Source organism: Arenibaculum pallidiluteum (assembly GCF_017355985.1).
Classification (GTDB): domain Bacteria; phylum Pseudomonadota; class Alphaproteobacteria; order Azospirillales; family Azospirillaceae; genus Arenibaculum; species Arenibaculum pallidiluteum.
This window is the reverse complement of sequence record NZ_JAFIQU010000006.1, coordinates 309,091-326,018: the sequence shown is the minus strand read 5'-3', so window position 1 is coordinate 326,018 and position 16,928 is coordinate 309,091. Positions and strand designations below refer to the sequence as shown.

At 70.8% G+C, this 16,928-nt stretch carries 19 protein-coding genes and 1 tRNA gene; 10 read left to right on the top strand and 10 right to left on the bottom strand.

Annotated features, from left to right (window positions below):
• Positions 1 to 7 precede the first annotated feature (7 nt).
• Both JUB13_RS15375 and JUB13_RS15370 read right to left on the bottom strand, forming a co-directional pair.
• Positions 8 to 1,699: a hypothetical protein gene (locus JUB13_RS15375; protein WP_207480405.1), complete on the bottom strand. Its 1,692-nt coding sequence runs from the start codon at positions 1,697 to 1,699 to the stop codon at positions 8 to 10.
• A 78-nt stretch (positions 1,700 to 1,777) separates the two neighbouring features.
• The gene (locus JUB13_RS15370) at positions 1,778 to 2,341 is read right to left on the bottom strand and encodes a regulatory protein RecX (RefSeq protein WP_207480403.1); all 564 of its coding nucleotides are present in this window, start codon (positions 2,339 to 2,341) and stop codon (positions 1,778 to 1,780) included.
• Between the two features lie 198 nt (positions 2,342 to 2,539).
• Between JUB13_RS15370 and JUB13_RS15365 the strand changes: the two genes are divergently transcribed.
• The 6 genes from JUB13_RS15365 to JUB13_RS15340 all read left to right on the top strand — a co-directional run bounded on the left by JUB13_RS15365 (position 2,540) and on the right by JUB13_RS15340 (position 7,653).
• A complete protein-coding gene (locus JUB13_RS15365) occupies positions 2,540 to 3,343 on the top strand; it encodes an ABC transporter permease (RefSeq protein ID WP_207480401.1) in 804 nt (267 codons plus the stop codon).
• A gap of 189 nt (positions 3,344 to 3,532) precedes the next feature.
• Positions 3,533 to 4,699: an aspartate aminotransferase family protein gene (locus tag JUB13_RS15360; protein WP_207480399.1), complete on the top strand. Its 1,167-nt coding sequence runs from the start codon at positions 3,533 to 3,535 to the stop codon at positions 4,697 to 4,699.
• Entirely contained in the window at positions 4,696 to 5,610 is a 915-nt protein-coding gene (gene argF, locus JUB13_RS15355; protein WP_207480397.1) for an ornithine carbamoyltransferase, read from the top strand. The genes JUB13_RS15360 and argF overlap by 4 nt, the downstream gene beginning before the upstream one ends.
• A gap of 4 nt (positions 5,611 to 5,614) precedes the next feature.
• The gene (gene hslO, locus JUB13_RS15350; RefSeq protein WP_207480395.1) at positions 5,615 to 6,529 is read left to right on the top strand and encodes an Hsp33 family molecular chaperone HslO; all 915 of its coding nucleotides are present in this window, start codon (positions 5,615 to 5,617) and stop codon (positions 6,527 to 6,529) included.
• A gap of 16 nt (positions 6,530 to 6,545) precedes the next feature.
• Positions 6,546 to 6,971: a YqaA family protein gene (locus JUB13_RS15345; RefSeq protein WP_207480393.1), complete on the top strand. Its 426-nt coding sequence runs from the start codon at positions 6,546 to 6,548 to the stop codon at positions 6,969 to 6,971.
• Positions 6,972 to 6,996: 25 nt separating this feature from the next.
• Positions 6,997 to 7,653 (top strand): hypothetical protein, encoded by a 657-nt coding sequence (locus tag JUB13_RS15340; protein WP_207480391.1) that lies wholly within the window; start codon positions 6,997 to 6,999, stop codon positions 7,651 to 7,653.
• Positions 7,654 to 7,658: 5 nt separating this feature from the next.
• Here the strand turns inward: JUB13_RS15340 and JUB13_RS15335 are convergent, their stop codons facing one another.
• A complete protein-coding gene (locus JUB13_RS15335) occupies positions 7,659 to 8,081 on the bottom strand; it encodes a hypothetical protein (protein ID WP_207480389.1) in 423 nt (140 codons plus the stop codon).
• Between the two features lie 169 nt (positions 8,082 to 8,250).
• Between JUB13_RS15335 and JUB13_RS15330 the strand changes: the two genes are divergently transcribed.
• The gene (locus JUB13_RS15330; RefSeq protein WP_207480387.1) at positions 8,251 to 8,442 is read left to right on the top strand and encodes a hypothetical protein; all 192 of its coding nucleotides are present in this window, start codon (positions 8,251 to 8,253) and stop codon (positions 8,440 to 8,442) included.
• A 37-nt stretch (positions 8,443 to 8,479) separates the two neighbouring features.
• On the opposite strand, the gene folE is transcribed toward JUB13_RS15330, so the two are convergent.
• From folE to JUB13_RS15300, 6 genes are all read right to left on the bottom strand, one after another.
• Positions 8,480 to 9,109 carry a GTP cyclohydrolase I FolE gene (folE, locus tag JUB13_RS15325; RefSeq protein ID WP_207480546.1) on the bottom strand — a complete coding sequence of 210 codons (630 nt, stop codon included), beginning with the start codon at positions 9,107 to 9,109 and terminating at the stop codon, positions 8,480 to 8,482.
• A 140-nt stretch (positions 9,110 to 9,249) separates the two neighbouring features.
• Positions 9,250 to 9,642: a Co2+/Mg2+ efflux protein ApaG gene (apaG, locus tag JUB13_RS15320; protein ID WP_207480385.1), complete on the bottom strand. Its 393-nt coding sequence runs from the start codon at positions 9,640 to 9,642 to the stop codon at positions 9,250 to 9,252.
• A 107-nt stretch (positions 9,643 to 9,749) separates the two neighbouring features.
• Positions 9,750 to 10,178 (bottom strand): NUDIX hydrolase, encoded by a 429-nt coding sequence (locus JUB13_RS15315; protein WP_207480383.1) that lies wholly within the window; start codon positions 10,176 to 10,178, stop codon positions 9,750 to 9,752.
• 56 nt (positions 10,179 to 10,234) lie between these two features.
• Complete coding sequence (locus JUB13_RS15310) at positions 10,235 to 10,645, bottom strand: GNAT family N-acetyltransferase (protein ID WP_207480382.1); 411 nt, start codon at positions 10,643 to 10,645, stop codon at positions 10,235 to 10,237.
• 85 nt (positions 10,646 to 10,730) lie between these two features.
• Positions 10,731 to 11,384 carry an ATP-binding cassette domain-containing protein gene (locus JUB13_RS15305; protein ID WP_207480380.1) on the bottom strand — a complete coding sequence of 218 codons (654 nt, stop codon included), beginning with the start codon at positions 11,382 to 11,384 and terminating at the stop codon, positions 10,731 to 10,733.
• Complete coding sequence (locus JUB13_RS15300) at positions 11,381 to 13,156, bottom strand: ABC transporter permease (RefSeq protein ID WP_207480378.1); 1,776 nt, start codon at positions 13,154 to 13,156, stop codon at positions 11,381 to 11,383. The genes JUB13_RS15305 and JUB13_RS15300 overlap by 4 nt, the downstream gene beginning before the upstream one ends.
• A 429-nt stretch (positions 13,157 to 13,585) precedes the next feature.
• Here JUB13_RS15300 and JUB13_RS15295 point away from each other — a divergent pair, with 429 nt between their 5' ends.
• From JUB13_RS15295 to hisD, 3 genes are all read left to right on the top strand, one after another.
• Positions 13,586 to 14,182, top strand: a complete 597-nt coding sequence (locus JUB13_RS15295; protein WP_207480376.1) for a GNAT family N-acetyltransferase — start codon at positions 13,586 to 13,588, stop codon at positions 14,180 to 14,182.
• A 36-nt stretch (positions 14,183 to 14,218) separates the two neighbouring features.
• A tRNA-Gly gene (locus JUB13_RS15290) sits at positions 14,219 to 14,293 on the top strand.
• A gap of 172 nt (positions 14,294 to 14,465) precedes the next feature.
• Positions 14,466 to 15,773 (top strand): histidinol dehydrogenase, encoded by a 1,308-nt coding sequence (hisD, locus tag JUB13_RS15285; RefSeq protein WP_207480374.1) that lies wholly within the window; start codon positions 14,466 to 14,468, stop codon positions 15,771 to 15,773.
• Positions 15,774 to 15,974: 201 nt separating this feature from the next.
• Here the strand turns inward: hisD and JUB13_RS15280 are convergent, their stop codons facing one another.
• Positions 15,975 to 16,922, bottom strand: a complete 948-nt coding sequence (locus JUB13_RS15280; RefSeq protein WP_207480372.1) for a BKACE family enzyme — start codon at positions 16,920 to 16,922, stop codon at positions 15,975 to 15,977.
• Between the last annotated feature and the right edge of the window lie 6 nt (positions 16,923 to 16,928).

Sequence of the window (16,928 nt, the reverse complement as noted above, 5' to 3'; positions counted from 1 at the left end):
CGGGGCTTCAGTGGAAGCCGGCCCGGCTCAGCAGTGTGAAGAAGTCGCGTAGCGCCCGTTCACGCACAGCCGGATCGGCGATGTCGGCCACGAACTTCTGCTCGAAGTTCGGCTGGCGCAAGTGCCCGATCACGCGCTCGCGCACGATTGTCAGCGCCCGTTGCGAGGTCAGTACGCCGGGCGTGCACATCTGCATCAGGCGGATCGCGCGGTGGCGCAGCGGATCGCCGGGGTTGTCCAGGCGCTCGACCACCCGCTGGTTCACGATGTAGCTGGCGATCATCGCATCGATGCCGTCCGCGACGCGCCTGCGCGTCTGCGGCTCCAGGGGCGATCCGGCGGCCGTCTCGTACAGGGCCGTCAGTCGCTCCAGGTTCAGCTTGATGGTGGCGCCGGTGCTGGTGAAGCGGCCATGGCTGGCCGGGTTTGACACCAGCCCGGTCAGGACGCCCTCCAGGTGCTCGGCCTGGTCCCGCCCGAACTCGGACCCCGCGAGGGCCATTAGGTACAGTGCTGCCTGGCGGGCATCGGCGCAGCTCGCCACGACCCCGTCGATGGCGAGCCTCTTGCCCGTCGCGCCGCCCTGCTCCAGAAAGCGCATGTAGCGCAGCGTCAGCGCCTCGGCCATGCCGGAGCCGCCGAGCAGGCCCGAATCCGTCAGCAGCCGCTCCAGCAGGTGGCGGAAGGCGGTCCTTTCGCCCTGGGGATCGTTGCGGACCAGCGGCGCCGAGCCCTTGAGCTGCCGGCGCATCCAGTCGAGCATCACGTGGCGGCTGGCCGGCATGGCCCGGGACGCGAACAGCGCGTTCATGCGCATGGTGGCGGCACCGGCCCCGGTGGGCGGCGCCTCGAGCCGTCCCTGGCCGAGATCGGCGAGGGAGCCCAGCGCCCGGGCCAGGCTGGGCTGCGAGCCCAGCAGCTCCTGGACCACCGGATTGACGCCCAGCGTATCGGCCAGGGCCCCGTCCAGCAGGGCGAGCGGATGCCCGTCGAGCTCGGGCTCCCGGTCCAGGATGTCGGCGAAGAACTCGACCTTGCCCGGCCAGCTCCGGACCCGGGTGCTCTCGGTCGAGAGCGCCACCAGCGCCAGGAAGTCCCGGTCCTCGGGCGCGCCCAGCTCCGCCGCGGCCTGCACGGTGCGCGCCCAGCCGTGGCGCGAGACCAGGGGCAGGTTCCGCTCGCCCGCGGCCTTGCGCGCCCGCTCGCTCATGGTGTCGATGATGCGGTGGATCTCGTCGCGGCGGGCCCGGCTCTCCTGGCCAGCCTGGAGGGCGGCCACGCGCGACACCGCCGAGGGCAGCAGGTCGTCCTTGTCGGCCAGGCGGCGCAGCTCCGCATGGTTGTGCAGCATCTCGGTCGGCGTGACGACCAGGTGCTCGATATAGCCCTTGAACAGGCGAGAGACCGTCAGGCGCGCATCGACCCCGTAGAACTCGTCGATGGTCTCGCAGGGCCTGGGCGGATCGTCGATAGGGCCGAGGGTGATCCTGTCCGCGGCGTCCCGGAACTCGGTGAAAAGCTCGCGCTCAACCACCGTCCCGTCCTCGCGGGGCCATTCGCGGACCACCCTGACGCCGTCGCTCCGCCGCTCCGCCAGCACGAGGCGCGCGATCTTGCGCGCCTCCTCCTCGGAGGTGCAGCGGGTCTCGATGACCCAGTGATCCCTTTTGAAGACCTGGACCTCGAACGTCGGACGCAAGTGGAGTCCTGTATCGAAATTATTCGATAAATGCTGCCTTCTTGCCGGAAGCAATGCAAGGCTGGCGCGTCCGGAAGTTTACTCCTCGTCGATGGCATCGGGATCGCGGGCATCGATGACGCGCCGCGCAGTCTCGTAGGAGAAGCCGGCGCGGCCCAGCGCCGCCAGGTCCCGCTCGCGCTGGGCCTCCCTGTCGCCGGCCCGGAAGGGGCCGAGCCGTCGGCGGCGGGCGAAGGCTTTGGCCGCCTCCAGGTCGAGGTCGCCGCCGATCTCCTCCCCCAGCGCATCCAGCGCGGCATCGGCCTGTTCGCGGCCGATGCCCTTGGCGGCAAGCTTCTCGCGGATCGCGCGGGTCGATGCGCCCCGGCGCTGCAGGCTCGCGGCCCTGGCCTCGGCATAGACACGGTCGTCCAGGATGCCGCTGCGCCGATAGCGCTCGACCAGCGCGTCCACCCAAGCCGCGCCCTCCTCGGGGTCGGTTCCGTGGTCCCGGGCCGAGCGTTGGACCCGGCGCATCAGGACCCGCCTCAGATTGGCCGAGGAGGTCGCGAAGCGCTCGAGGTAATGCAGCGCCGCGTTCTCCAGGGATTGCGGCGTGACCCGGCGGGCGACCTTGCGCCCCCGCTGCTCCGCTCCATCCATCCGCCCCTCCGCGCCTCCGCCGCCTCTTCCGACACCGTCTTTCGGCCCCGTCTCCGCCGGCCGGCTCCCGGAGCGAGCTTAGGCCCGGGCGCCGCCGGGCGGAAGATCCGCAGGGGCACGAGATCCCGCAGCCGCGGCGGGGCGCCATGCAGCCCCCGCGTTTGCGCGAGGCCTTCCCAGACGCTAGGGTCCGCCGCCATGCACAAGCCCCTGCCTCCCCAGCCCCGCGAAATCGGCGCCGTCAACTGGATCGGCCTCTGGACGCTGTTCCGCCGCGAGGTGCAGCGCTTCCTGAAGGTGTATCAGCAGACCGTCGCCGCGCCTGTGGTGACGACGCTGCTGTTCTATGCCGTCTTCGCACTGGCGCTGGGCGGGAACCTGCGCATGGTCGGCGAGACCCCCTTCCTGCAGTTCCTGGCGCCGGGCCTGATCATGATGGCCATGGCCCAGAACGCCTTCGCCAACACCTCCTCCTCGGTGATCATCGCGAAGGTCCAGGGCAACATCGTCGACGTGCTGATGCCGCCGCTGGCCCCGGCCGAGCTGGCGCTCGGCTACGTGATGGGCGGCGTCTGCCGCGGCCTGGCGGTGGGCATCGTCACGGCCATCGCCATCAGCCTGTTCGTGCCGCTGGAGATCGCCGCACCCTTCTATATCGTCTACCACGCGGTGATGGCGTCCATGCTGCTGTCGCTGCTGGGCCTGATCGGCGGCGTCTGGGCCGAGAAGTTCGACCACATCGCGGCCTTCACCAATTTCCTGATCACGCCCCTGACCTTCCTCTCGGGCACCTTCTATTCCGTCGAGCGGCTGCCCACCGCCTTCTGGTGGGTCGCGCACGCGAATCCCTTCTTCTACATGATCGACGGGTTCCGCTACGGCTTCATCGGCGTCAGCGACGGCACGCTCGGCGTGGGCCTGGCGCTGCTCGCCGGGACCAACCTCGCGCTCTGGGCGCTGCTGCTGCGCATGCTGTCCACGGGCTACAAGCTCAAGCCCTGAGCGGCGGCGCCAGACGCCAGCACCGTGGCCGCGACCGCAGCGCGGCCGATGCGCCGCCCCGCGGCAGGTACTCGGCCCCGCGCTGTTGACAAGCGCCGGGGCGGATCTTCTTAATTGCCGCTTTCCGTCCGGCGAACCCGTGCGTCCGCCGGTCCTGCCCGTTGGGGGATTTGCGTGATTCCTGTCGTGATGCCTACCTACGCCCGCGCGGACGTTGCGTTCGAGCGGGGCGAGGGCCCTTATCTCTTCGATGACAAGGGCAAGCGCTACCTTGACTTCATGAGCGGCATCGCCGTGAACGGCCTGGGCCACTGCCACCCGCGGCTGGTCGAGGCGCTGACCGCGCAGGCACGACGAATCTGGCACGTCTCCAACGTCTTCCGCGTCCCCGGCCAGGAGAAGGTGGCGCGCAGGCTCGTGGAGAATACCTTCGCGGACACGGTCTTCTTCACCAATTCCGGCGTGGAGGCGTGGGAGTGCGGGGCCAAGCTGGTCCGCAAGTACCATGACGAGACCGGCAATCCGCAGCGCTGGCGCATCATCACCTTCAACCAGGCCTTCCACGGGCGGACTATGACGGCGATTTCGGCCGCCAAGCAGGAGAAGCTCGTGAAGGGCTTCTACCCGCTGGTCGAGGGCTTCGACCAGGTCGCCTTCGGCAACCTGAACGAGCTGCGCGCCGCCATCACCGACGAGACGGCCGCCATCTGCGTGGAGCCCGTCCAGGGCGAGGGCGGCGTCCGCTCGGGCGACGCCGACTTCATGCGCGCCCTGCGCCAGGTCTGCGACGAGTTCGGCCTGCTGCTGTTCCTCGACGAGATCCAGACCGGCATGGGCCGCACCGGCAAGCTGTTCGCCCATGAATGGGCAGGCATCACGCCGGACGTGATGTGCATCGCCAAGGGCATCGGCGGCGGCTTCCCCGTGGGGGCGTGCCTTGCGACCGAGAAGGCCGCGGTGGGCATGACCGCGGGCACCCACGGGACCACCTTCGGCGGGAACCCGCTTGCCATGGCCGTGGCCGATGCCGTGCTCGACGTGATCCTGGAGCCGGGCTTCCTCGATCGCGTGGACGCCGTCGCACGACGCCTGCGCGCCCGGCTCGAGGCGCTGGCGGCCAAGCATCGCTCCGTCCTGACCGAGGTGCGCGGCATGGGCCTGCTGCTGGGCCTGCGCATCCGTGACGGCATCGCCAACACCGACGTGATCGCGGCGCTGCGCGACGCGGGGCTCGTCACGGTGGGGGCCGGGGACAACGTAATCCGGCTCCTGCCGCCGCTGATCATCGGGGATGCCGAGATCGAGGAGGGCTGCGCCATCCTCGACCGCGTGCTGTCCGAGACGAGGGCGTCGTGAGCGCGGCGTCCCGGCATTTCCTCGACCTCGACCGATTCGACGCGGCGACCCTGCGCGGGATCCTGGACCGCGGCGCCGCGCTGAAGCGCGCGGGCCGCGATCCCGCGCACCGGCCGCTGGCGGGCAAGACCCTGGCGCTGCTGTTCGAGAAGCCCTCCACGCGCACCCGCGTCTCGTTCGAGGTCGGCATGCGCCAGCTCGGCGGCGACGTGGTGATGATGGCCTCGTCCGACACGCAGCTCGGCCGCAGCGAGACGGTGGCGGACACGGCCCGCGTGCTGTCGCGCTATGTCGATGCGATCATGCTGCGGACCGACGACGCGCGGAAGCTCGAGGAGCTCGCCCGATACGCCACGGTGCCGGTGATCAACGGGCTGACCGACCTGTCGCATCCCTGCCAGATCATGGCAGACCTGATGACCTTCGAGGAGCACCGCGGCCCGATCGAGGGGCGGGTCGTAGCCTGGACCGGCGACGGCAACAACGTCGCCGCGAGCTGGATCCACGCGGCGGTGCGTCTCCGGTTCGAGATGCGGCTCGCCTGTCCGGCGGGGCTCACGCCCTCGGCCGAGCTGATGGCCTGGGCCGCGCGCGAGGGCGGGCGCGTGACCCTGACCGAGGATCCGCAGGAGGCCGTGCGCGGCGCGGACTGCGTGGTGACGGACACCTGGGTTTCCATGCACCAGCGCGATGCCGCCAACCGGCACAACCGGCTGGCCCCCTACAGGGTGGACGAATCCCTCATGAAAAGGGCGGCTCCGGACGCCATATTCATGCACTGTCTGCCCGCCCACCGCGGCGAGGAGGTGACCGATTCGGTCATCGACGGTCCCCAGTCGGTGGTCTGGGACGAGGCGGAGAACCGCCTGCACGCCCAGAAGGGCATCCTGTGCTGGTGCCTGGAGAGCTAGAGTATTGTCCGAAGCCACGTCCGAACGTCCCCTCGAGGACGACATCGTCCAACCCTTCCAGATCGACGCCTCGCACCTCCGCGGCCGCATGGTCCGTCTCGGGGGCGCGCTGGACGAGATCCTGACCAAGCACGCCTATCCCGGACCGGTCGCCCAGCTCCTGGGCGAGACCATCACCCTGGCTGCGACCCTCGCGGGGATGCTGAAGTACCAGGGAGTCTTCACCCTGCAGACCAAGGGCGACGGCCCGATCCGGCTGATGGTCGCCGATGTGACCAGCACGGGCGACCTGCGCGGCTATGCGCAGTTCGACGCCGAGCGGCTGCCCGAGGCGACCGCCGCGCCGGTCCCCGACCTGCTGGGCAAGGGCTACCTGGCCTTCACCGTCGACCAGGGCGAGCATACCGAGCGCTACCAGGGCATCGTGGAGCTGAGCGGCGCCACGCTGACCGACAGCGTGCAGCACTATTTCCGCCAGTCCGAGCAGCTCGAGACCGGGATCCGCGTCGCGGTCGAGAAGCGGGGCGAGGGCTGGCGCGGCGGCGCGCTGATGCTGCAGCGCCTGCCGGGCGAGGGCGGGACGGTGCAGCCTGGAAGCGACGTCGAGGACGACTGGCGCCGGGCCATGGTGCTGATGAGCACCGCCGAGGGCGGCGAGCTGACCGATCCAGGCCTCGGGGCCAACGACCTGCTGTACCGGCTGTTCCACGAGGACGGCGTCCGCGTCTGGCCTCCTACCGCCCTGCGCCAGGCCTGCCGCTGCTCGCGCGAGCGCGTCGCGACAGTGCTGGCGTCGCTGCCCCGCGAGGAGGTCGAGACGCTGAAGGTCGAGGGCAAGGTCAGCGCCACCTGCGAGTTCTGCAACAGCACCTACGACTTCGACGACGCCGATCTCGCGGCAATCTACGCGCGGCACTGAGCCCGGCGGCCGCGTCTTGGCCTGGACGGCGCTCACGGGACTGTTCGGCGTCTCGTTCCTGGCGGCCACGGTCCTTCCGGCCCAGAGCGAGCTGGTGCTGGCGGGGCTGCTGGCCGACGGGCGAATCGATCCCTGGCTGCTCGTCGCGGTCGCGAGCCTGGGCAACACCCTCGGCGCGGTGGTGAACTGGGGTCTCGGCCGCGGCGTCGAGCGGCTGCGCCGGCTGCCGGGGATGGGCGTGTCGGAGCGCGCCTACCGGCGTGCCGAGGACTGGTTCCGGCGCTTCGGGGCCTGGACGCTGCTGCTCTCCTGGGCGCCGTTCTTCGGCGACGCGCTGACCGTCGCAGCCGGCGCGCTGCGCACACCCTTCGTGCTGTTCCTCGTCCTGGTGGCGATCGGAAAGACCGCGCGCTATGCCGTCATGGTGCCGTTCCTCGGCTGAGTTCGAGTTCCAGCGGAGACCCTGCATGAGAATCCTTCCCCAGTCCCTGCGCCGGCTCCACCGGCATTCCGGACCGCGCCGGCTGCCGCGGTTTCGCGCGGCCGCCGTCGCCACTGCCGCCGTCGTCTCCTCCCTTGCGCTGGCGGCCTGCCAGACGCCGACGCCCGCGCCACCCATCGCGCCCCTGAGCTTCGCGCAGTACGGGCCCATCGCCTTCGATGTCGGGCAGGTGACGGTGGAGAACCGCTACGTGGCCCCGCTGGGCGGCGAGAATGTCGAGCACCTGGCCCCGACCCCGCCGGAGCAGGCGGTGCGCCGGTGGGTCGCCGACAGGATCCAATCGGTGGGCCGCGACGGCACGCTGCGGGTCGTGATCCATGACGCGCGGATTGTCGCCGTGCCGCTGCGCGTGACCCAGGGGATCCAGGGCTCGTTCCGGAACGAGCAGTCCACCCGCTTCGACGGCCGGATGGAGGTCGAGCTGGTGGGCGAGACCGGAGGCCGGCGCTTCCAGGGCTCGACCATCGCCACCGTCGAGCGCTCGCTCACGATCCCGGAGAACGCCTCGCCCTATGTCCGCGACCGTGCGCTGAACGACGTCGTCTCGGAGATGATGCGCGACCTGAACTACCGGCTGGAGACAGGGGCGCTCGGCAACCTGGCCCCGCTGATCCGGCGTTAGGGGCCTCAGCCGCCGCGGAACCCGCGCAGCCGCGGGTCGTCCAGGTTGATGCGGTCGCGCGGGCGCAGGGTTCGCGCGGCCTCCACCACCTCCTCCAGGAAGGCGCGGTAGCGCTCGGCGGGGTCGAGGCGCGGCGCCCCGGCGTCCAGCGGGCCGCCATAGGCCGTGTCGTTCTTCAGGAGCTCGGCGCCGGTTTCCTGCAGGAACGGGCAAACGAAGGCCATGAAGGGATCGTCGGCGATCTCGCCGACGTCGTGACGGGCCGGCTCGACCTCGAAGTCGCCGGCGCCGTCCGGCGGGGATAGGATCCGCAGCCCGCGATGGGACGTGGCCTCGGGCGCCGCGTTGGCCCGCGCGTCGCGGTCGAAGGCCTCGGGCGGATAGACCGCCGCGATGCTCGCGGGATCCCGGACGTTGGCGATGGCCATGCTGCGGCGCCTCCTGCTGCCTCTCGAAGGGACAACAGCTTCGTCCGGCGGCCGTCCCGTGGCAGCACCGAAGGGCCCAACGCAACGCAACGCAACGCGGCGCCGCGCGGCGCTGTTGACCCCGCATTCCCCGGGAGGTCACCGGGATCGCAGCAGCCGGGATGGCGTAATGGTCAAGGACAAGGCGGAACCCGTCCCCCACAGGGGACCAGGCCAGGATCCCCTGGCGGAGGAGCACGACGACGTCGAGGAGCGCGACAGGCCCGAAGGGCCGGTCCATTCGCCTTCGATCCACCCGGCGGAGGGGACGGGCGGCCAAGGCCTCGAGGAGCCGCGCCGGCCGGGCACGCCCAAGTTCTGAGCATTCCTGTGGAGCGTGCCCGGGACGGCACCCGGCTTCAGCCGATCGCGGCGCTGGGTTTCCCGATGATGGAGAGGAACTCGCGCCGCGTATCCGGATTGTTGCGGAACACCCCGAGCATGCGGCTGGTGACCATGGCGACGCCATGCTTGTGGACGCCGCGGGTCGTCATGCACTGGTGCTCGCCCTCGACCACGACGGCGACGCCCTGGGGCTGCAGCACCTCGTCGATGGTGTTGGCGATCTGGGCCGTCATCTTCTCCTGGATCTGCAGGCGCTTGGCATAGGCCTCGACGATCCGGGCGAGCTTGCTGATGCCGACGACCCGATGGCGCGGCAGGTAGGCGACATGAGCCTTGCCGATGATCGGCACCATGTGGTGCTCGCAATAGGATTCGAACCGGATGTCGCGCAGCACGACCATCTCGTCGTAACCCTCGACCTCCTCGAAGGTGCGCTGCAGGATGGCAACGGGATCGACCTTGTAGCCCGCGAAGAACTCCTCGTAGGAGCGCACGACGCGGTCGGGGGTTCCGCGCAGCCCTTCCCGGTCCGGATCGTCACCGGCCCACAGCAGCAGGGTCCGCACCGCCTGCTCGGCTTCGGCCCGCGTGGGCCGCTGAGCCGGCGCGCCGCCGCGCCTCTGCTGGGCGGGCTCCGCGACGATTTCGGCGCTGGCCGGGGAATTGGGCGCGGTCACAGCTTCATCCTTTCAGGAAGGGTCTTACTCTTTCGGGCGAGCTTAATGGATATTGCGCCCGCGGGCCCGCGGGTCAAGCTCGGTCACACGGATCGTCCGCTCCGGGGTCAGTTGAGCCGAACCTCCTGGTGCGGGCTGTCGAGCGAGAAAGCCGGGATCTCGACCTCGAAGCTCTCGCCGGCGGCCGTCTCCATCTGGTAGGCGCCGACCATGATTCCCGAGGGCGCGGACAGGGGGGTGCCGCTGGTATATTCGAAGGCCTCGCCGGGATGCAGGACCGGCTGCTCGCCGACCACGCCCGGCCCGCGGACTTCCTGGACCCGGCCGTGGCAGTCGGTGATGCGCCAGTAGCGCGTCTTCAGCTGGACCGTCTCGCGGCCGACATTCTCGATGCGCACGTGATAGGCCCAGACGTAATGAGCCTCGGCCGGCGAGGACTGCCCGTCGAGATAGGCCGGACGAACCGTCACGGTGATGGAGCGTGTGGTCTTGCTGTACATGCCGGAGCCGCGGTCGCACCGATGTTCCGACAAGTTAGGAACCCGTCTGCCCCTTGTCCAGGCATGGCGTCCGGCAGGAGGGCAGCAGGCGGGGCACGCACCCGAAATCAGCGCTCCATGGGCTGGGCCAGGCGCAGCAGCATGGAGACGAGGCCGCCCTCCTCGACCAGCATCGCGGCCTGTCCCGGCGACATCCACCGGCGCTCGCGCTGGCCGCGCTCGGGCCAGTCGTCGAGCTCGCGCTCGACCTCCAGGAGGTAGGCCTCGACGCGGCACGGCACCTCGCGCCCGGAGTCCAGCCGCTTGTCGTATTCGAAATATCCGAAGGGCGTCGGCGAGGGGCGCCCGACCAGCCCGGCCTCTTCGTACGCTTCCCTGGCGGCGAGTTCGTGCGGCTCCAGCCCGGACTCCGGCCAGCCCTTGGGAATGACCCAGCGCCGCGTCTCGCGGGAGGTCACCAGCATCACCTGGACGCGGTTGCCCTCGAGGCGGTAGGGGACCGCGGCGTACTGGGTCCTGAGCTTGGGTTTTCCCATTTCTCCTCGAACAGGCCGGCCGCGGCAGGACGGCTCAGTGCTCACAAGACCAGCTACTATAGTGCTTTCACGAAGTAGGCCGAGCGTTTCTTTTCGACATAGCCGAGACGGGCGTAGAAGCGGTGCGCGCCCTCGCGATGGAGCTGGGAGTGCAGGGTACAGGCCGCGAGGCCGCGGGCACGCGCCCAGGTCTCGGCCGCTTCCATCAGTGCAGCCCCAACGCCGCTCCCGCGCGCGGCCTCGTCGACGGTGAGGCTCTGGACATAGGCGCGAGGCGGCGCGTGCAGGCTCGCCATCGCGAAGGCGTGCAGGAAGCCCGTGACGCGCCCGCCGGCCTTCGCCACCAGCAGGAGCTGGTCGTCCCCCTGCGCGAGGTGCAGGAAGCGTTCGCGCACCTCCGCGACCGCTAAGGGATAGCCGAGCTGGCCGAGAAGGTCCGCCACGGCATCCGCATCGGCCGCGGTCATGGGGTGGATCGTCGCTGCCGGAGCCGGGGCCGGGACCGGCTCCACGGTCGGGGATGGTTCGGGGCGCGAAGGCGGCATGCCGGGCTCAGTCTCCGGCGGCGTCCAGCGTCAGGCACGGGCCGTCGGCCTCGACCGCGTCAGCGGGATCGTGTGTGACCAGCAGCGTCGGCAGTCGCTGCCGCCGCGCATGGTCGAAGACGAAGGCGCGGAACCGCGCCCGCAGATCGGCATCCAGTTTGGAGAAGGGCTCGTCCAGCAGCAAGGCCGCCGGCTCCGAAAGCAGCGTGCGCAGCAGCGCCGCCCGCGCCCGCTGCCCGCCCGACAGCGTCGCGGGATCCCTGCCGGCGAAGCCCTGAAGGCCGGCATCGGCCAGCGCCGCCTCGATCCGGGCCCGGCGCTCCGCCCCGCGCAGGCCGGACGGCAGGCCGAAGGCCAGGTTCTCCCCGACGGAAAGGTGCGGGAACAGGAGGTCGTCCTGGAACAGGATCCCGATGCGCCGGCGCTCGGGCGGGAGCGGCGCCAGCGCCCGGCCGCCGAGCCAGGCGCTTCCCTCGACCACGAAGGCGGGATCGAGCGTGCCGCAGAGGAAGGCCAACAGGCTCGACTTTCCGGACCCGCTGGGGCCCATCAGGACGGCGACGCGTCCGGGCTCGACCGTCAGGTCCAGCGGGCCCAGCAGGCGCCGGCCTCCCAGCCGCAGGGCGACGCGTTCGAGGACGAGTCCGGACGTGGCGCTCATGCCGCGCGCCCCATCCACCGGCGCATGGCGCGCCGCCGCCCCAGGGCAAGCGCCAGGGCGAAGCCGGCCAGGGGCAGCACCGCCTGGGCGAAGGCGGTGACCGCCAGGACGCGCCGGTCCGACCCCGCGGCGAGGGCTACGGCCTCGGTCGTCAGGGTCGGCAGCCTTCCGGCCCCGGCGAAGACCGTCGGCAGGTACTGAGCGACCGAGACGGAGAATCCGATGGCCGCCGCGCCGAGCACGACGCGGCGCAGCAGCGGCAGGCGCACGCGCCAGAAGACCCGGGCCGGCCGCGCTCCCAGGCAGGCCGCGGCCCGGTCGTAGCGTTCGTCCAGGCTGCGCCAGGGATCGGCCATGGACAGGAAGACGTAGGGCAGCACGAAGAGCAGGTGGCTCCACACCAGGGCGGGCCAGGTCCCATCCAGGCCGGTCGAGACCAGCAGAACCTGCACGCCGAACAGGAAACCGACCTGCGGCACCAGTAGCGGCAGGTAGAGCAGCCACAGGCCGCCGGCGGCGGGGCGCACCCCCGCGCGCCGCTCGTGCTCGAGGCAGCCCAGCGCCAGCGCCAGCGCCACCACCGTCGCCGCAGCGCCGGCCGCGAGGGTGTTCGCAAGCGGGCGGGCGAGGCCCGGCAGCGCGCGGGACCAGGCGTCCAGCGACCAGGCGGCGGGCAGCATGTCGGGAAAGCGCCAGCGCAGGGCCAGGGACCAGACCGCCAGAGCCAGCACCGCGCCGATCGCGGCCGCCAGCACCGCCCCAGCGGCGGCGGCCCCGGCGGCCTGCGCCGCCCGCCCCGGACCGCCGCGCGCCCCGCCGACGAGCCAGGGTCGGGCCAGCCGCCCGATGGCGGCCTCGGCCATGCGCAGGCCCGCGATGGCCCCCACCACCAGCAGAAGCTGCAGGCAGGCCCCCGCGGCGGCCTGCAGGCGCAGCGTCAGGTCCGGATCGCCGAACCAGCGCAGGACCAGCACCGCAAGCGTCGGCGGCGTGGTGGGACCCAGCACCATGGCCATGTCGACGACCGACAGGGAATAGGCGAGCACCGCGTAGACCGGCAGCCGCATCTGTGGCCAGACCAGCGGAAGGACGGCCTTCAGCCAGGCCTGAACGGGGCCATAGCCCATGCAGCGTGCCACCGTCAGCGTGCGGCCCGCCGGCACCTGGCCGAGTGCGGCGAGCAGCATCAGGACCAGGAACGGCGCCTCCTTCAGCGCCAGCGCCAGGGTCAGGGCGATCGCCCCGGGATCCTGAACCAGCGCGATGTCCGGAGGGTAGGTCCAGCCCGTCGCCCAGGGCGAGAGCAGCCGCACGATCCAGCCGGATGGCGCCGCCAGGAAGGCGAAGCCGATGGCGAAGGCCGCGTGGGGCAGTGCCAGCAGTGGCGCGAGGCCGGCGCGCAGCACGCGGGCGGCGCGGGTTCCGCCAGCCGCCCCCACTGCAGCCATGGCGATCAGCAGCGCCAGGAGGGTCGAGCCGATGCCGCTGACCAGGCTGGCCGCGACCGCGCCACCCACTCCGGGCGCCGCCGCCAGGGCGCGCCACGGATGGAGGCCGGGCTCGGTGGCACCCAGCACCGGCAGCACTCCGAAGGCGGGAAGCAGCGTGCCCGCGAGCCCCGCCAGGATCGGGCCGAGGAACAGCCCCAGCGTCAGCGCGGGAATCCACGACAGGCCCCTCGGCCGGCCCGTTGAGGAGGAGACCGATTGCCGGGCGGCCCTGCGGCCCGCGGCGACGGCGGCGCGGAAAGCCTCCTGAATTAGGCCGGTCATCGTCCGGCCGATCCCCGTCGCGCCATTCCGGTCGCATTCCTCCTTCCGGACCCCGCTCCGTCGTGCAGGCTAGCCCAGGGCTGAACCGGCAGCCAGACATCGGCATGGCGAAAATGTAACGGTTCACGGGAGTTTGATGTCACGCCTGCCTCTGGCCGGCTGCTGCCGGCTCGCCGCCCCATGCATGTCTCTTCAAGCCGGGGGACATCGATGCTATATGAACCCCGCCTGAAACTGTTCGGGACCCTGTCCATGTCAAGCCCGTGCGTCCTGCGACGACGAGGGATCGACGGTCCGCTCAATGCGGTCCGTGCGGTCGCCCTGCGGCGCGCCGAGGCTTGGGGTTGCGGGGGCTGAAGGGCCCGGCTCGACCCGGCAGCGGCGCAAGCGCCGCTTCTCCATGCTCCTTGCCGGGAAAGTCCTTCTGACATGAACATCGCGCTCGAACTGCCGCAGCATGCCCACGGCATCGAGGCTCTTCTCGACCTGTCCTTCGGCCCGCACCGCACCGCGAAGACGGCCTATCGGCTGCGCGAGGGCGTCGCGCCGGTTCCCGAGCTGTCGCTGATCGCGACGGACGATGCCACCGGTGCGCTCGACGGAACCATCCGCTTCTGGCCGATCCTGATCGGCGGGCGCACCCCGACGCTGCTGCTGGGCCCGATCGCCGTGGCGCCGCACCGGCGGGGAACCGGCCTCGGCGGCGCCCTGATCCTGTCTGGCCTCGATCGCGCCCGGCAGTTGGGCTGGCGCAGCACGCTGCTGGTGGGCGACGCCCCCTATTACAGCCGGTTCGGCTTCACGCGGGAGCTGACGCGCGACATGGCCATGCCGGGCCCGGTGGAGCTGAGCCGCTTCCTGGGCCTGGAGCTGGTTCCGGGCGGGCTGGCCGGCGCGGGCGGCCTGCTCGGTCGCTGGCCGGCGGGCCGGCCGCTGCCGGGGGCGGAGGCGCCGGGAACGGATGCGTTGGGGGCGGATGCGGCCGTGATCGACAGGGCGCGCCAGGCGGTCGCCACTCCGGCTTGAACGGCGGAGCGGCTTCCCCTATAACCGCACAGGAGCGCGGGCGTAGTTCAGCGGTAGAACGTCAGCTTCCCAAGCTGAATGTCGCCGGTTCGATCCCGGTCGCCCGCTCCATCCCCCCTTCTTCCAGCCGGTCCGACCCCGGCCTGACTGCTCCGCCGCTGCCGGCAGGGCGGGCCTCCCGCTGTATGCCGGGATCATCATCCCGCCGTGGTCGCAATCTGTCTGCCGATTGAATGTTGGAACCAGGATCATCATCCCGCAGTCCGCGTGGAAGGAGGATCCGATGGCCCGCTATCTCAAGCAAGGTCGTGATCCCGGCCTGATCGCCGAGGCCGATGCCAAAGTGCGCGCGATCGTCGAAAGTACGCTGGCCGATATCGCGGCGCGGGGCGATGCCGCGGTCCGGGAGCTCTCGGTTAAATTCGATGGTTGGGACCGCGACGACTACCGGCTGACCGACCAGGAGATCCGCGATTGCCTGTCCGAGCTGTCGTCGAGGGATCTCGATGACATCCGCTTCGCCCAGGAGCAGGTCAGGAACTTCGCCCGGCATCAGCGCGAGGCGCTGAAGGACCTCGAGGTGGAGACGCTGCCCGGCATCGTGCTCGGGCACAGGAACATTCCGGTCAACTCCGTCGGCTGCTACGTGCCCGGCGGCAAGTACCCGCTCCTCGCCTCCGCCCATATGTCTGTCATCACCGCCCGGGTCGCCGGCGTCGGGCGCGTCGTCACCTGCGCGCCGCCCTACCAGGGCCGGCCGGCCCCCGCGATCGTCGCGGCGCAGCACCTGGCGGGCGCCGACGTGATCTACTGCCTGGGGGGTATCCAGGCCGTGGGCGCCATGGCGCTGGGAACGGAGACGATCCAGCCCGTCGACATGATTGTCGGGCCGGGAAACGCCTACGTCGCCGAGGCCAAGCGGCAGCTCTTCGGGCGGGTGGGCATTGACCTGCTCGCTGGCCCGACCGAGACGCTGATCATCGCTGACGACACGGTGGACGGCGAGATCTGCGCCACCGACCTGCTGGGCCAGGCGGAGCATGGCCCGACCACGCCCGCGGTGCTGCTGACCAATTCCGAGAAGCTCGCGCGGGAGACCATGGTGGAGGTCGAGCGCCTGCTCGGCATCCTGCCGACGGCCGAGGTCGCGCGGAAGTCGTGGCAGGACTATGGCGAGGTGATCGTCTGCGACAGCTACGAGGAGATGGTGGCCGAGGCGGACCGCATCGCCTCGGAGCATGTCCAGGTCATGACGCGGGACCCCGACTACTTCCTCGAGCGGATGACCAACTACGGCGCGCTGTTCCTGGGGCCGCGCACCAACGTGTCCTACGGCGACAAGGTGATCGGCACCAACCACACGCTGCCGACCAACAAGGCGGCGCGCTACACCGGCGGCCTCTGGGTGGGCAAGTTCCTGAAGACCTGCACCTATCAGAGGGTCCTGACCGACGAGGCCTCGTCCATGATCGGCGCGTACTGCTCGCGTCTGTGCATGCTTGAGGGGTTCGCAGGCCACGCGGAGCAGGCCAATATCCGCGTCCGCCGCTACGGCGGCCGGAACGTGCCCTACGCCACCGCCGCTGAGTAGCGGGGAGGGCCGGCCCCACACCCCGCCCAATCTTATGCCGACGTCTTCATGGTCGCCCTGGTGGGACCGGTCCTGGCGCTCGCCACCGTGATCCTCCTGGGGGCCCTGTTCGGCTCGTTCTGAAGGCGGCGCGGGTATCTCTCGGCCCCCGCGCGCCGGCGCGGGCCGCTGACGACCCGTGCCGATCGCGGACGGCTTCGGTCAGAAGGCGACGTCGTCGCCGCCCTTGAGGGACAACATGGAGCGGGCCTCCTCGGGGGTCGCGACCTCGAGCCCCAGCCCCTCGACCAGCGCCCGGACGGTGCGGACCTGCTCCGCGTTCGATTCGGCGAGGCGGCCCGGACCGCTCCACAGGCTGTCCTCCAGGCCGACGCGGACATTGCCGCCGAGCGCCAGCGACATGGAGGCGATCGGCATCTGGTTGCGCCCGGCGCCGAGCACCGACCACACGTACTGGTCCCCGAACAGGCGGTCCGCGGTGCGCTTCATGTGCATCACGTCCTCGGGGTGCGGGCCGATCCCGCCAAGGATTCCGAAGACCGACTGAACGAACAGCGGCGGCTTCACCAGGCCGCGGTCCAGGAAATGGGAGAGGTTGTAGAGGTGCGAGATGTCGTAGCACTCGAACTCGAAGCGGGTGCCGTTCCCCGAGCAGCTCTCCACGATGTGCTGGATGTCCTTGTAGGTGTTCCTGAAAACGAGGTCGCGGCTGTTCTCGAGGTGCTGGCGCTCCCAGTCGTGCTTGAACTCCTTGAAGCGGTCGAGCATCGGGAAGAGCCCGAAGTTCATCGACCCCATGTTCAGCGACGCGACCTCCGGCTTGAACCGGGTGGCAGGACGCAGGCGTTCCTCGACGGTCATGTGCGGGCTGCCGCCGGTGGTCAGGTTGATGACGGCCTTGGTGCCCTGCTTGATCCGCGGAAGGAACCGCTCGAAGGCGGCCGGGTCCTGCGTCGGGCGGCCGGTCTCCTCGTCCCGGGCGTGAAGGTGCAGGATCGTCGCGCCCGCCTCGGCCGCGGCGATGGCCGCCTGGGCGATCTCGTCGGCCGTCACCGGCAGGTGGGGCGACATGGACGGGGTGTGGATGGCGCCCGTGACGGCGCAGGTGACGATGACCTTGCGTGCGGGCTTCTTCGTGGCGCTGGCCATGGCGGC

Excerpts from the sequence above, each read along its gene's own strand:
- JUB13_RS15370 (WP_207480403.1), bottom strand. The coding sequence starts at position 2,341 with ATGGATGGAGCGGAGCAGCGGGGGCGCAAGGTCGCCCGCCGGGTCACG.
- JUB13_RS15365 (WP_207480401.1), top strand. The coding sequence starts at position 2,540 with ATGCACAAGCCCCTGCCTCCCCAGCCCCGCGAAATCGGCGCCGTCAAC.
- JUB13_RS15360 (WP_207480399.1), top strand. The coding sequence starts at position 3,533 with ATGCCTACCTACGCCCGCGCGGACGTTGCGTTCGAGCGGGGCGAGGGC.
- JUB13_RS15340 (WP_207480391.1), top strand. The coding sequence starts at position 6,997 with ATGAGAATCCTTCCCCAGTCCCTGCGCCGGCTCCACCGGCATTCCGGA.
- JUB13_RS15335 (WP_207480389.1), bottom strand. The coding sequence starts at position 8,081 with ATGGCCATCGCCAACGTCCGGGATCCCGCGAGCATCGCGGCGGTCTAT.
- JUB13_RS15330 (WP_207480387.1), top strand. The coding sequence starts at position 8,251 with ATGGTCAAGGACAAGGCGGAACCCGTCCCCCACAGGGGACCAGGCCAG.
- apaG (WP_207480385.1), bottom strand. The coding sequence starts at position 9,642 with ATGTACAGCAAGACCACACGCTCCATCACCGTGACGGTTCGTCCGGCC.
- JUB13_RS15315 (WP_207480383.1), bottom strand. The coding sequence starts at position 10,178 with ATGGGAAAACCCAAGCTCAGGACCCAGTACGCCGCGGTCCCCTACCGC.
- JUB13_RS15310 (WP_207480382.1), bottom strand. The coding sequence starts at position 10,645 with ATGACCGCGGCCGATGCGGATGCCGTGGCGGACCTTCTCGGCCAGCTC.
- JUB13_RS15305 (WP_207480380.1), bottom strand. The coding sequence starts at position 11,384 with ATGAGCGCCACGTCCGGACTCGTCCTCGAACGCGTCGCCCTGCGGCTG.
- JUB13_RS15300 (WP_207480378.1), bottom strand. The coding sequence starts at position 13,156 with ATGACCGGCCTAATTCAGGAGGCTTTCCGCGCCGCCGTCGCCGCGGGC.
- JUB13_RS15295 (WP_207480376.1), top strand. The coding sequence starts at position 13,586 with ATGAACATCGCGCTCGAACTGCCGCAGCATGCCCACGGCATCGAGGCT.
- hisD (WP_207480374.1), top strand. The coding sequence starts at position 14,466 with ATGGCCCGCTATCTCAAGCAAGGTCGTGATCCCGGCCTGATCGCCGAG.
- JUB13_RS15280 (WP_207480372.1), bottom strand. The coding sequence starts at position 16,922 with ATGGCCAGCGCCACGAAGAAGCCCGCACGCAAGGTCATCGTCACCTGC.